Source organism: Bacillus sp. AFS040349 (assembly GCF_002577655.1).
In the GTDB taxonomy this organism is placed as follows: Bacteria; Bacillota; Bacilli; order Bacillales; family Bacillaceae; genus Metabacillus.
On record NZ_NUMC01000010.1, the window covers coordinates 55567 to 70633 of the forward strand.

11 protein-coding genes are annotated in these 15067 nt (G+C 36.7%); 5 read left to right on the forward strand and 6 right to left on the reverse strand.

Annotated elements, in window-relative coordinates:
• Window positions 1-28: 28 nt before the first annotated feature.
• From COD11_RS02615 to COD11_RS02630, 4 genes are all read right to left on the reverse strand, one after another.
• Window positions 29-847, reverse strand: a complete 819-nt coding sequence (locus tag COD11_RS02615; protein ID WP_098795201.1) for a uroporphyrinogen-III synthase — start codon at window positions 845-847, stop codon at window positions 29-31.
• 112 nt (window positions 848-959) lie between these two features.
• Complete coding sequence (gene purU, locus COD11_RS02620; protein ID WP_098795202.1) at window positions 960-1859, reverse strand: formyltetrahydrofolate deformylase; 900 nt, start codon at window positions 1857-1859, stop codon at window positions 960-962.
• A gap of 80 nt (window positions 1860-1939) precedes the next feature.
• Complete coding sequence (locus COD11_RS02625) at window positions 1940-2392, reverse strand: threonine/serine exporter family protein (RefSeq protein WP_098795203.1); 453 nt, start codon at window positions 2390-2392, stop codon at window positions 1940-1942.
• A 48-nt stretch (window positions 2393-2440) separates the two neighbouring features.
• Entirely contained in the window at window positions 2441-3196 is a 756-nt protein-coding gene (locus tag COD11_RS02630; protein WP_098795204.1) for a threonine/serine exporter family protein, read from the reverse strand.
• A 517-nt stretch (window positions 3197-3713) separates the two neighbouring features.
• On the opposite strand from COD11_RS02630, the gene COD11_RS02635 reads away from it, so the two are divergent.
• From COD11_RS02635 to ade, 3 genes are all read left to right on the forward strand, one after another.
• Window positions 3714-5696, forward strand: coding sequence for a metallophosphoesterase family protein (locus tag COD11_RS02635; RefSeq protein ID WP_141549640.1), 1983 nt, complete (start codon window positions 3714-3716; stop codon window positions 5694-5696).
• A gap of 197 nt (window positions 5697-5893) precedes the next feature.
• Complete coding sequence (locus COD11_RS02640; protein WP_231308684.1) at window positions 5894-6829, forward strand: DMT family transporter; 936 nt, start codon at window positions 5894-5896, stop codon at window positions 6827-6829.
• 171 nt (window positions 6830-7000) lie between these two features.
• Window positions 7001-8740: an adenine deaminase gene (gene ade, locus COD11_RS02645; protein WP_098795206.1), complete on the forward strand. Its 1740-nt coding sequence runs from the start codon at window positions 7001-7003 to the stop codon at window positions 8738-8740.
• Between the two features lie 60 nt (window positions 8741-8800).
• Here the strand turns inward: ade and COD11_RS02650 are convergent, their stop codons facing one another.
• Window positions 8801-9832, reverse strand: coding sequence for a HEAT repeat domain-containing protein (locus COD11_RS02650; protein WP_098795207.1), 1032 nt, complete (start codon window positions 9830-9832; stop codon window positions 8801-8803).
• Window positions 9833-10168: 336 nt separating this feature from the next.
• On the opposite strand from COD11_RS02650, the gene COD11_RS02655 reads away from it, so the two are divergent.
• Both COD11_RS02655 and pepT read left to right on the forward strand, forming a co-directional pair.
• Complete coding sequence (locus tag COD11_RS02655; protein WP_255301520.1) at window positions 10169-11434, forward strand: DUF5068 domain-containing protein; 1266 nt, start codon at window positions 10169-10171, stop codon at window positions 11432-11434.
• 164 nt (window positions 11435-11598) lie between these two features.
• Complete coding sequence (pepT, locus tag COD11_RS02660) at window positions 11599-12831, forward strand: peptidase T (RefSeq protein WP_098795240.1); 1233 nt, start codon at window positions 11599-11601, stop codon at window positions 12829-12831.
• A 45-nt stretch (window positions 12832-12876) separates the two neighbouring features.
• Here the strand turns inward: pepT and COD11_RS02665 are convergent, their stop codons facing one another.
• On the reverse strand, window positions 12877-14889 hold the full coding sequence (locus COD11_RS02665; protein ID WP_098795208.1) for a sigma-54 interaction domain-containing protein: 2013 nt from the start codon (window positions 14887-14889) through the stop codon (window positions 12877-12879).
• Window positions 14890-15067: the final 178 nt, after the last annotated feature.

The following is a 15067-nucleotide window of genomic DNA, read 5'->3' on the forward strand; positions in this document are numbered from 1 at the left end:
AAGAGCGAATCAACCGATTCGCTCTTTCTTACTTATTCTCTTCCTCTTGCTTATAATAGTTTACAAGAGCAATGATTGCACTTCCCATTCTTTCTTCCTCAGGAACAACCATTCTTGTAATGCCAACCTCACGTAATGCTTGAGCTGTTACTTTTCCAACAGATACTGCCATAACAGTCGTAGAAAATGCTTGTAAAACTTCCTTTTCTACACCTTTTTCCTTTGCATGAGCCATTAAAAACCTAGCTTGAGGAGTACTTGTAAAGTTAACAGCATCTATTTTTCCATCAAGTATTTCACTTACAAGCTGCTCCATCACTTCAGGCTTTGGCGGGATATGCTGATAAGGTAAAATTTCACGATATTCTGCACCTTGTTCCTTTAGAAAGTCAATTAATATCGGTGCCGGATCACCATGTAGCTGAAGAGCAACACTTAAACCTGAAAATGAATGTGCTCTTAACTCTCTCACTAATCCAGCTGTACTTCCATCATCATCCCTTACATCTGGTTGTATTCCAAGCTTTTTAAGAACATTCACTGTTTTATAGCCTCTTGCCGCAATTTTCGCACTATTAAGTGCCTCAATAAATCGATCACCTAACCCCATGTTTACAGCAGTTTGGTAGAGTTTATCCGTTCCAATTCCCGTTGTAAAAATCAACCAGTTGAAATTCCCGTCTATTAAGGCCTTTATTTCTTTTTCAACATTTGTATCATCTAAAAAAACTGTTCCCTGTGCTGGTCTACTTAGTGCAACGCCACCAAGGTTCTCTACTAGCTTACTAAGCTCCTCTGATTTACGCTGACCTGCAAGAGCAATTGTTTTGCCAGTTAATCGTTTCATCGTATCCCTCCGCTAAAAAGATAAGTTGCTATTATTGTATCATCAGCAGTTGAATGCACAATAAAAAAGTGACTCAGGGAAGATATTTTCCTTGAGCCACTTTTAGAATTTATTAAAAGACAATTGTTTTGTTTTCATGCACAAGAATACGATCTTCAAGATGCCATTTTACTGCTCTTGCTAACACACTTCGTTCAACGTTACGACCGATTTTTTTCAAGCTGTCCACATTATCACGATGATCAACACGGCTAATATCTTGTTCAATAATTGGGCCTTCATCAAGGTCATTTGTTACATAATGAGACGTTGCTCCGATTAACTTCACACCACGTCCGTATGCTCTTTCATATGGTCTTGCACCAACGAAAGCTGGTAAGAAGGAATGGTGGATGTTAATAATTTTGTTCGGATTTGCTGATACAAACTTCGGCGTTAAAATTTGCATATAGCGCGCCAAAATAATTAAGTCAATATCATGTTCTTTTAAAAGCTGAAGCTGTTGATCTTCTACTTGCTCACGAATATCTTTGTTTGCAGGGATGTAGTAGAACGGGATATTTAGTGATTCAACGACTTCTCTTGCTTCTTCATGGTTACTAACGACAAGCGAGATATCTGCCATTAAGTCGCCGCTTTGCCATTCCCAAAGAAGTTCAAGTAAGCAGTGCAATTCTTTTGAGACGAAAATCGCCACTTTTTTCAAATTGTATACATGTGTGAAGTTCCAGTCCATTGAAAATTGTTCTGCAATTTGATTGAACTCTACTTCCATCCTTTGTGCTTTATCTTTTAAGTTTGGACATTCAAATTCAATGCGAATGAAAAAAGTTCCGCCCTCTGGATTTGTAGAATACTGACTTGACTCAATAATATTAGCATTGTGTTCAAATAAAAATTTTGAAATAGCTGAAACAATACCAGGTTGGTCCGGACAGCTAACTAATAAACGACCACGATTTTGGTTTTTGTCCTGAAAATGTTCAATTTGATTTTTTATAAATGCATTCATTGTATATACCTCTCTATTAGTGATTAAAACATTATACATTAGTCCGTCAAAATTATTAAGGTTTAAATCACTTTTTTACTCTATGATTTCATAAATTCATGATTTCGTTTCTGCTTTGCCTTTCGAATGATCTGATTCATCACCTCTGATAAAACCAATCCTATTGCAATTGCACCAGAAATCATAAAGGCCTTTGCTGCAAGTGGTATCGCAGCATTATAGTCATTTTCCACGACCTGCCTCATCGCATCATACGCTAGTCCACCAGGCACTAACGGTATAATTCCAGACACGTTAAAAATAATAACAGGCGTTTTATGCTTCTTCGCATAGTATTGACTAATAATTGCAATAACAAAAGAGGCAATTAAAGAAGCAAAAACACTGTCATTAGAATACTCGAATAACCCGATATAAATCATCCAGCCAACCATTCCGGCGAAACCACATCGAAATAATGTTTTTACTGGTGCATTAAAGATGATTCCGAATGCTGCTGATGCGATAAAGCTTGTAATAATCTGTTCGATCATAATTAAAGCCCTCCTTATTAAGAAAGCTACCTAACTATCCAGAAAAAGTTAATAAAACGAGAAAACAACCGCAACACCTGCTCCAATGGCAAATGCGGTTAAAAAGGCTTCTGCTCCCTTAGATATTCCTGATACTAAATGACCTGCCATGAGGTCTCTCACTGCGTTCGTAATGAGCAAACCAGGTACTAACGGCATAACAGAACCAATGATAATCTTATCCAGCTCAGCACCGATATTAAGTGTGACAAATAAAACAGATAGTAGACCTATGATAAGTGATGCTAAAAATTCAGCAAAGAACTTTATTTCGACTAATCGATGAAGATAGATTAAGCTTGAAAATCCAATTCCGCCCGCAATGACTGCTGGAAGAAAGTCAGTCCAGCCACCTTGAAACATAATTAAAAAGCATCCACTTGCAATGGAAGCTGCCCCAATTTGCACCCAAATCGGGTAGGCATGAGCATCCAGCTCAATTTCTTTTAAGTGAGAATATGCCTCTTCAACAGACAATTCCCCGTTGCTTATTTGTCTCGAAACACCATTTACTTTTGCAACCTTTTGCAAATCGGTAGAACGATCAACAATTCTCACAAGCTGTGTGGGGGTTTTACTGCTTACAGAAAAAATGATTCCTGTTGGCGTGACATAGCTATGAGTTTCCTTTATCCCATAAGCTGCTGCTATTCTCATCATTGTATCTTCCACCCGGTACGTTTCAGCCCCGCTACGAAGCATGATTTTCCCGGCTAACAAGCAAACATCGATAATATCAAAGGTTTGGTTTTGGTCAACGCTCACCTTTCCTTCACCCCATCCTTAAGATATCTAGTTTGAGTTTAAAGAAGTTGGCGGAAATAGGCAAGGGGGTGGTGCCTGTCACTTCACGGAATTTTTCGAGGAATTTTGGGGTGGTGCAGCAGCTATGAAGACCATTTTACTCGCTTATTCTCATCATCTTGGTCTTCATCGATCCTATGAAGACCATTTCACTTGCTTATATTCACCACTTCCGTCTTCATCACCCTTATGAAGACCGTTTTACTTTCTTTTACTCACCACTTTGGTCTTCATCACCCCTATGAACACCATTTCACTTGCCTCCACTCACCACTTTGGTCTTCATCACCCCTATGAAGACTGTTTCACTTGCCCCAACTCACCACTTTGGTCTCCATCACCTTCTTCCCGGTGTTTTTAGAAAAACTCGAGGCCGGAGCACTGTCACTCCCCCGAAGTTTGTCGAACGCAACCTGCCTCACAAATGTACTCTTTCTTGAATAAAGTAATAAAAATACCTAGTTAGAGGTGACTGGCAATGATGAAGCTTCCTGTTATTCTGTCCGGTCCTATCCTTCGTAGAGTGGAAAGTTCACAGGTGTTTATTTGGCTTGCTACAAGCAAGGATTATTCAATAAATGCTGGATTATATGAGATGCAAACACAAGGTTCAAAAAATCAACCTATTTCCATAAAAACTAAAACAAATACCGTTCGTTTAGGAAAACATCTATATATTCATCTCATTAAGTTAATGCCAACACGAGGTGAGTTTCCTATTAATCAATTTTTAGGATATAACTTATTCTTTAAAAAAGGATTAGAGCAATATGATTTAAGCAGTCTGCAGCTCTTGTCTTCAGATCATCCAGAATCACTTGTGTATGATGGGTTTGACTATCCTACGTTTTTTATTAACACTAATAAACATTCAACCATTCTGTATGGGTCCTGCAGAAAGCCCCATGGTAAAGGGGAAGACACTTTAGCCAAAGCAGATGATTTAATAAAAAAACATGATCAAGATCTTACATTAAGACCAAGTTCACTTTTCATGCTTGGTGATCAAATCTATGCGGATGATATAGCGGGTCCACTCGTACCGTATATTCAGAAAATTAAGCAGGAATTGATTGGTGATGACGAAAACCTAATTGAGGTTGAACCAAAATTAAATAAGGCACCCTATCAACACCTTTTAAATAAAATTAACGGCCGGCAATCGATCGCAGAAGATCTCTGTAAGTTCACGTCATCTCATGCTGAAAACCATTTGCTTACCTTTGGGGAGTATGCAGCAATGTACTTATTAAACTGGAGCTCTGCGCTTTGGAATGCCTTGATAGAGTCAAATGGCCCAAATGCATTTGAAGACTTATATAAAATAGACTCTTTTTACCCTAAAGAAAAAGATGAGCTTCAACATCAATTTCTTGAACAAATTGAAGATGTCCATTATTTTCAGTCTGGTCTTTCAAAGGTGAGAAGAGTGTTAGCGAATGTTCCAACATATATGATATTTGACGATCATGATGTAACAGACGATTGGAATATTACAGCTGATTGGAAAGAACAAGTCTATGGAGCTCCACTTGGAAAGCATACGATTGCTAGTGGTTTAACGGCATACTGGGCCTTTCAAGGTTGGGGAAACAATCCGAATAGCTTTGATTCCTCGTTTATCCATGATATCGAGCAATACTTAAAATTAACTTCGATCAATACACCTTCTTATCATCGTTGGGTAAACACGATTCTTGACTTTGAAGGGTGGCATTTTATCGCTCCGACAAACCCGATGACACTTTGTCTCGATACTCGAACTCTACGAGAATACGAGACTTTTCAAAGCAATGATAGAACTCTTTCTAAACCTTCTATATTAATTGGCTCAAGGGGATGGGAGCTCCTAGATACGGTAATCAAGGAAAGCTCATGGCAACAAGGGGACTCGCTACAAATTACTTCAGCTACTCCTCTTTATGGGGTTGATAGTATAGAGTCATTTTTAAAGAAAAACATTTATCCGTTTCGATCATTGGGAATACCGGTTCAATACAAACTAGATTTTGAAGCCTGGAAATATAACCTTAACGGCTTTTATTCTTTTCTGGAGCAATTGATAAAATGGAAGCCAAGTGAGTGTGTAATTTTATCAGGAGATGTTCATTATGCTTTTCGAGCAAAAGCTGATCTTGTAATGAAGGGTGAAAATCTTTCTATTTATCAATTTACGAGCAGCCCGATGAAGAATGAAAGTTTTGAAATGCTTGGTGGAAACTTATTGAAGCTTATCATTTGGTTGAATGATATCCGAAAGAAAGAACCTGCCTTGAAGCGGTACCGTATGAAAAACGGAACTGTGAAGAAGTTGAAGGATACATCTGATACACCAGAATCATTATTATGGAAAGAAAAAATTACTTACTACTCCTTAGATAATGGTTCAATGATTGAAACAAAAAATAATCTCGGGGTGTTCTTGCGTGACAACAAGGGAGTGCGAAGTTACTTGTTGTAGTGACAGGCACCACCCGAAGTTTGTCGAATACCATCCTCCTTTAATGAGGGTGTTTTTTTTGCCCTTTTTGTAAAAATCTTAATATGTTGGACGAATTTAGTATTTACTTCTTTCTTTTTTAAATATAATGTTTATGTTGCTGCTTAGAGCAATAGATTTGTAGAGATTGTCTACATATAAAGAAAGAAGGGTACTGCTTGGTTAATAAGCATCAATATCAAATTTATATATCGCTATTTGTTGTGATGATTTTTTGGGGATTCAATGTTATTGCAACAAAGCTTCTTGTTACAAGCTTTATGCCTGTTACAATGACAGCTTTTCGCATTTTTACAGCAGCTGTTGGTGTGTTTGTCATTTTATTTTCTTTAAAGCTTGTAAGAAAACCTACCAAAAAAGAATGGCAGTACATTATCATCTGTTCCTTATTTAATGTTGTTGGACATCATTATTTTCTGTCGATTGGTTTAAAGGAAACCTCAGCTTCTAATGGGGGATTAATATTAGGAACTGGGCCAATCTTAACGACGATTCTAGCATTTTTATTTTTACGAAACAAAATTACGATCCTTCGCTTTTGTGGAATTATTCTTGGATTTATCGGAATTTCATTCATTGTGTTTCAAAATGGAGATAGTTTGGAAGGTATTTCTCTTGGCGATGTTCATGTATTTCTGTCTATTTTTGTTCAGGCCGTTAGTTTTATTATGATTAAGAAGGTATCGTCAACATTAGATCCACGCCTGATGACAGGTTATATGCTTTTCATTGGCTCAATTTTACTCTTTATCATCAGCCTTATTATTGAGCCTGCTGGTCTCGAGAGCATGACTGAAAGATCACTTTCTATATGGATTGTCTTCTTCGCTTCAGCATTTTTAGCAACATCTGTTGGACATATGATCTACAATTATGCCGTTGGAAAAGTAGGGCCAGCTGAGTCAGCTGTTTTCATTAATCTTAATCCATTTTTTGCATTAGTTGGTGCATCCATATTTTTAGGAGAAGTTATTACACTTCCGCAAATGATTGGATTTATTTTCATCATTTTCGGTGTTGTGCTTGGGTCTGGTGGGTTTGAACCTATTCTTCGAAATCAAAAGCGAAAGAGAAATAGAGTGGTTGATTACTAATGTTAAAATTGTTGACATTAAATGTTAGATGTTTTAAAATTTGTTTTAACTTATCATTCACTAATAATAAGAGATACTAGTATCGGATTACTGCCGCAAAGAAAAGTTTATCCTTTTTTCTTGCGGTTTTTTTCTAAATTTTTTTAATAAACGAAAGGAGAGATCACATCTATGGAATACTTCACTCAAAGATTAGCTGCTTCTGCAAAGAAAGTAAAAGCAGATGTTGTCATTAAAAACGGGAAAATAATAGATGTATTTAATGGTGAAATCATCGAAGAAGACATCGCCATTACAGATGGTGTTATCGTTGGAGTTGGTCATTATGAAGGAAACACAACCATCGATGCCACGGGAAAATATATTTCACCAGGTTTTATTGATGGTCATGTTCACATTGAATCCGCAATGGTAACTCCTCAACAATTTTCTCAAGTTGTCATTCCACACGGTGTCACAACAGTCATTGCCGATCCCCATGAAATAGCCAATGTTAGTGGTTCAAAAGGCATTCAATTTATGATTGATTCAGCAAAAGATATCCCTTTAAACACCTATTTTATGCTTCCTTCCTGTGTACCAGCTACACCGTTTGAACATGCAGGTGCCTCACTTACTGCCGAAGATTTAGAGCCTTTTTACAAAGAAGAACGTGTTTTAGGGCTTGCAGAGGTTATGGATTTCCCTTCTGTTTTTCATCAAGAGAAGGGTATGATGAAAAAGCTCACAACAGCCAATAAACTCGGTAAAAAAATAGACGGTCATGCTGCTGGTCTATCTGGAGATGTCATAAATGTTTATGCATCTGCGGGAATTAAAACGGACCATGAATGTGTCACACCAGAGGAAGCACGTGACCGTTTGAAAAGAGGCATGTACGTTATGCTTAGAGAAGGATCTGCTGCAAGAGATGTTTCAGCTTTATTGCCTGTTATTACCGACAGAAATGCACGACGCTGTCTCTTTGTAACCGATGATAAGCATTTAGATGATTTAATTGCTGAAGGAAGCATTGATTACAATATTTCTCTTTCCATTAAAGGAGGACTAGATCCAATTCTTGCCTACCAAATGGCCACCATCAACGCAGCAGAATGCTTTGGCTTACCATCAAAAGGCGCTATTGCTCCAGGCTATGATGCTGATCTTGTGTTTTTAGATAGTTTAGAAGATGTGAAGATTGAAAAAGTCTTTTTAAAAGGCAAGCTTATGGCTGAAAATGGACGTTTTGTTTGTTCAGAGTATAGTGAAACAACTCCATCCATCTCAGATTCTTTAACAAACACCGTTCATATTCAAGAGATTAAAATGGATGATCTGCAAATTTCATGTTCACAAGGAACTTCCGCTAACATAATTGAGATCGTTCCAAATAAAATCATTACAAACCATATTGTTGAAGAAATCAACTCAAAAAATGGCTATTTTCAACCATCTATTAAACTAGATCATCTAAAGATGGCAGTTGTTGAAAGACATGCAGCAACTGGAAACATCGGATTAGGAATTGTCAAAGGATTTGGCCTTAAAAGTGGGGCAATTGCTTCGACTGTTGCACATGATTCTCATAATATTATTGCTCTAGGAACAAATGATCAAGATCTACTTAAAGCCATTTATGAATTAAAAGCAATGGGCGGTGGTCTGGTTGTCATTAACGAAAATGATGTGATTGCTTCCTTACCGTTAGAAATTTCAGGCTTAATGACAGCCTCATCTTTTAAAGATGTAAATAAGATGCTAAAAGAAATTGATGCAGCTTTAATGAATATTGGCTTTACAGGCAACTTCAACCCATTTTTAACTCTATCGTTTTTAGCACTGCCTGTAATTCCGAAATTAAAATTAACAGACATGGGCTTGTTTCAAGTGAAGGACTTTAAGCATGTGGATGTAGTAAACCTCAGGTGAGAATGCCGTAAGGGGAGCTACAATATAAGGGATCAGTGCTATTCCGATCCCTTTTTCCGCTTACCTTCCCTCAATCGCACTCTTCCATTCCTCAAGCCGAGGATGCTCGATTCCAACAATGTTAAAATAACTATACGCAAGCTGGTCCTTATCGATCAGTATCGTTGTTTCTGCTTTGCTAACATATTCTTCAATCTCACCTTGTGCTTTAACTGAAAGCTGATGAACAAGTGCCTCGAAGATCACTCCCTGTACATCATTTCCTTCTAATTGATGATAAACATCACGTAATGCTTCTACTGCAGCTTCTGTTTTTATGTTTTCAATAACAGATGCTGCAAAAATCAGGGAATCTTCATGTAATAAATAAGGCTTTGTGGCTTCTACAACCTTATCTGTTTGAAACGAGATAAGCGCTTCTGCTGTTTCCTCTATTAATATATCGTCGTCTCTAGTTAATAGAGACGCAAGAAGATCGGCATGCTGATCCATTTTCATTAATCCCAGTAAATAAACAGCTATATAGCCATTATAATCAAACCAATCCTCCTGAAGATTTTGGGCGAAAACACTTAATACCTGTTCTTCTGTTATGTATTTCTTTTCAAAAAGGGAATAAGCAATTTTCTTTAATCTTTGATACAAGAAATAATTCAAGTCTTGTTCAGCATTCAATGCAGTTAGAGCTTTAAAATATTCCTCCCATACATCCTCTTCTGTTCCGTTCTCCAGTACTTCATAAACACGCCAATCTTCTTTTTGAAAAAGATTTGTTAATCTTTCTTGATGCTTTAAGGCTATCCGAGGATGAAACTCTATTAATAATCGTTCATAGGTATAACGAATTTGATCAGTAGCATCTTGTCTTGCCTCAATTAAAAGATTTACCAGGTCTTCATCATTAGGATTGACCTTAAGAAACGATAAGATAGACATTGCCTTTATAGGCTTATTTATAGCTTCAAGAAGTAATCTCTTTGTCCATTTACGGGATTTGTTTGTAGGATAATCATGAAGAGTATGAGCAACAAACTCCTGAAGAATAAGGTCGTCCGTTGTAATAAATGGTTCAATTGTTTGTTCAAAATTCATATAAAGTTGTCCTTCCTGCAATTTCTCTTATTTATGTTGTACCATGTTGAATGAAAAAAACCAATTCGCACTTGTTATTGTATTATAGACAGCTAGAAATAAATAAACACATCTCGAAAACCCATAACAAAAGAACCAGGAACAAATGATCACATTTTCACAAAGATAGTTGAAAGGGCATACACCACCTATTAAACATGACTTTATCTCTATAGATAATTCCCTCTTCAGACCTTAATTACCATTTTTAATAATTTATGTAAATAAAAGGGTTTTTTATAAGAATTCTATTATAATAGATAACTGTGGGAAAAAATTGATAAAGGTTGTGAAAATGTGAAAAAATCCAAATTTTTATTTTCTACATTGTTTTTCAGCACACTTCTTCTAACTGCATGTGGAAATGACGAAGAAGCCTCTGGAACAAAGCAAGAAGAAGCTCCTGCTCAAGCTGAGGAAACACAAACAGCTAATGAAGAAGTAACAACTGAAACTGAAGAAAAAGATGCCGAAGAACAACCACAAGGCGATAACGAAACATTAAATCCATTTATTGCTGAAGATTCTGAAGGGAATGTGGAAATTCTCTATACAAATAAAGATCCTCAATATACTCATGATATGGAAGGCTTTAAAGTTTCTGTTGATGAATATCAACTTGTAAAAGTTACTGACGTCAATGAATATTCAACCATCTATTTTGATGATCAAGTTGATGGATATGTTGTGACAGCTAAAGTGACTATAGAAAATGGAACAGATAAACCTATGTATTATAACAATTCTCATCGAATTCAGTTAAGCAATGATTTAGATTACATACCTTCTGACTGGAAAGCATTTGTACCAGAAGATCAACAGATTTTTAAGATTAAAAAGAACAAAAATGACATCTCCTTATTCGAAGCAGGAGAAAAAGTAACAGGTCTATTAACTTTTAAAATGACTAATGAAGATTTTGAAAAGTTAAAATCAGTTAAGCCTAAATACGTAATAGAAGGCGGAGTAGCAGAGAACTCGGATTTTAGCGGAAGCATTTCAGGAAATTCACCGTCATATGATTTCATCTACAATGATGAACAAGCAGAGACAACAGCTTCTCAACCACAGTTCTATCAAGATCGTTTAACATCAGATAACTGGGCTGATAAGAAAATGATTTTTGAAAAATCGAATATAAATGATAGCAAAAAAATCGGTGATGTGAATGTTACGGTTGAAGGGGTACAGTACACAGAAGTTATTCCAACCGAAGCAAATAAAGAAATGTTTAGTGATTTTGGAGACAGTGGTGTTGCTGCCCTAACTGTTAAAGTGAAAATTGATAACGGATCAACCACACCAGTTAGTATCAACAATTTAGGGACTATTTTAAATGTTGACGATAACCGAGTTAGAGTCCTTAGTCAGGGAATGGCTGAACCACGTGACCCAGCCACAATTGCTGCTGGGGAAACTGGGGAAAAACTCCATGTTTTCTTATTTAGAAAAGATGAATTTGGTTTATATAAAAAGTTTGTTATGGAATTTGGTCCTTTTTATGCTGAAAACGGTGAAAAAGCATTTAAAGGCAGAACAGCAGAATTTACGTTACCTAGGTAAAGTTGCATAAGTAATGCTCAATAAAGAGGATTTTGTGAAAGATGCCTTGCATTTAAAACAGAGGCATCACTTTTACAATCCTCTTTTTTATATTCTCTAAATTTTCCTCTTCATTCCTTAACATGATAAGATAAATCTATCTCACAGTAAGGAGTGTAATGATGATGAAAAATGAAATCATTGAAAGATTTACAAGCTATGTAAAAGTTGATACACAATCAAACGAAAACAATGATACATGTCCATCCACACCTGGTCAAATTACACTTGGCAAGCAGCTAGTAGAAGAACTGAAGGAAATTGGTATGCAGGATGTCACAATGGATGATAACGGCTATGTGATGGCAACGCTTCCTGCAAATACAAATAAAGAGGTGCCTACCATCGGGTTTCTCGCACATATAGATACAGCAACAGATTTCACTGGCAAAAATGTAAATCCACAGCTTATCTCAAGCTACGATGGAAAAGATATTGTTCTAAATAAAGAGCTAAATGTGATTTTATCTGCATCACAATTTCCAAACCTTAATAACTACGAAGGTCATACACTTATCACAACAGATGGAACAACTTTATTAGGTGCAGATAACAAAGCAGGTATTGCAGAAATTATGACGAGCATGGCCTATCTGATTAACCATCCTGAAATCAAACATGGCAAAATACGCGTAGCCTTTACACCTGATGAAGAAATCGGGAGGGGTCCTCATAAATTTGATGTTGCGGCTTTCAATGCTGACTTTGCCTACACAATCGATGGTGGTCCTTTAGGTGAGCTTCAATACGAAAGCTTTAATGCAGCTGCAGCAAAAATTACATTTAAAGGGAATAACGTTCACCCTGGAACTGCAAAGGGCAAGATGGTAAACTCCGCTAAAATAGCATTGGCCTTTCAAAGCAAGCTACCTGCAATGGAAGCTCCTGAGTTTACAGAAGGATATGAAGGATTTTATCACCTTATCGGCTTACAAGGTGATGTTGAGAATACATATGTTCATTATATTATCCGTGATCATGATAAGCAGAAGTTTGAAGCAAGAAAACAAACAATCACTAAGCTTGTAGACGAATTTCAATCTGTATATGGACAGGATTCCATTGTTTTAGAGCTCAATGATCAATATTATAATATGAAAGATAAAATTGAACCTGTGAAGTATATTGTTGATGTGGCCCATGAGGCAATGGAGAACCTTGGTATCACACCTGTCGTTGAACCGATCCGCGGCGGAACAGATGGCTCACAGCTATCCTATATGGGATTACCAACCCCGAATGTGTTCACTGGCGGTGAAAATTTCCACGGGAAGTTCGAATTTATCTCGGTTGATAATATGGTGAAAGCAACTGAAACCATAATTGAAATATGTAAGCTATTTGAGAAAAGAGCGTAACTGTTAAAAGGGGCAATTTCCTTCACTTAGGAATGCCCCTTTTTATCATTGATTTCTAAAGTAGAATACGGTTTTTTGTGTAATATCTGTTCCTGCACGTCCGCGCCCTATGCTAATAAATCCAAGTTCAGCAAGCTTACTCATTTTTGTTCGTAGTTGTTGTTCCGTTAAAGGATGGGAATGAAGCCTGGACCACTCGACTAATTTCAACCGACTTATCCCACTGTTATTTTGATAAAGCTCATATATTCCTTTAAGAACAAATTCTAGCTCAGGATTAAGAATTCTTACTTCGTCTTTCTCTTTTTCCTCAAAGGAAAAGTCTGTCGGCAAATGCTCCTCTCTCAAAGGTTCACCATTTGCAACAGCCACCATATATTGCAAAACATTCTTTAGCTCTCGTACATTTCCTTTCCAGGGCTGCTTTTTAAAAAAATACAACAAATGTTCATCCAATATTCTCTGTTGTTCGTTCACACTAAACTGCTCTAAAAACGCTTGAATGAAAAAGGGGATATCATCAATGCGATCTCTAAGTGGAGGAATCTTCAAATATAATACTTTAAGACGATGATAAAGATCTTCCCTGAATTGTCCGTTTTCTATCATGTCAGGTAAGTTTTTATTCGTTGCCGCAATGACACGCACATTGATTGGGATGTTTTTTTCTCCTCCAATTTTCCTCACTTCCATCTCTTGTAAAACTCGAAGTAATCTTGCTTGAAGCTTCACACTGATATCACCAATTTCATCTAGAAAGATTGTGCCACCGTCCGCTTGCTCAAACAATCCTTTCTTCCCTCCCTTTTTTGCACCAGTAAAGGCGCCATCTTCGTATCCAAACAGCTCACTTTCTAATAAATCCTCTGGAAGGGCACTGAAATTGATTGCAACGAATGGATTGTTGACTCTTGATGAGGCTTGATGAATGGCATGTGCAAACAGTTCCTTGCCTGTCCCATTTTCCCCAACTATTAAAATGGGTGCCTCTGTTTTAGCTAATCGAAAGGCAATTTCCTTTGTTTCCTCTATTAATCTGCTTTTTCCTAAAATAGAAGCAAATGTGTATTTCGAAACGTATCCTTTCTTTTGCAAAGCAACACGTCTTGCTTTTTCCATATCAATCGTTTCATCAACATTTTTAAAGGTAGCAACAATCGTGTTTTCAGCTTTCATAAAAAAGCGATGAACCATATACGGTGTTTGCTTTATAGTAAAATACTCGTTTGATTCCTCATCTTTTCGTGACAAAAAGCGCATTAAGGCAAGATCATTTAACACTCTATTTAACGGCTTTCCAATCGCAAATCTTGATGAAATGCCTAATAGTCTTTCTAGTTCTTCATTAAAAACGGTAATTTTTCCATCCTTCCCAAAAGCTAGAATCCCATCATTTACCCCGTCAACAACACGCTTTAAATAACGATTTAAGGTAGAAGCTTTTTGGCTTTCATTTGATAGCTTTTTGGTTAAATCAATAATTTTCTTTGTGTATCGGTCTGCAAACTCCATACTAATAGAGTTTGGGAGTTGAAAATGCTCTACAATTTTAAAAATCGTATAAATATCAATCAATCTCACACCTATATTCATCTTTCTATGTATATGTGCAGGGATTAACTCCATCTCGCCTGGTGTGATGGCTGCATAAATGTTTGATGGGACATGCTCGTTTTCTGGATGATAAGGAAAATAGTTCACATGATTCATTCCTAATGCCTTTAATGTCCGGATTGAGTCTTGTGCGGTTTCAAGAAAATCATTAACATAAAGCACATTTACACCTTCAGGTATTGATAATAATTGATCAATATATTCATAATTTATGGTTCGATTTGCCACAATAACTTTACAGTTTGTTCTAACAATCTCTTTCACTTCCTCCTCAATTAGGTAAGAGGAATAAATAATTAGTTGATCAGTTAACGTTTTCGGTAAATGCTCCTCAACTGCATAGCTGTGAATGGTAACAACATCACCAAAAATAGATTTCAACTGACTTCTTAGTGTTTTCTTTGTTTCAGTTGTTCCTGCTAACAATACAAGCTCTTTCCTCATCTACATCATCCTTCTGTCTTTGGGTTGAAATAGGTTGATAATCTATTTAATTAGGTGTTATTTAATAAACCTATTATAGCAAAATATGTTGAATTGCCCTCTATTCAGCGAAAAATATTCTTGGCACGGAATTTGCAAATAAATGAATGAACAAACTAAAAAGTGAGTGGGGGATATT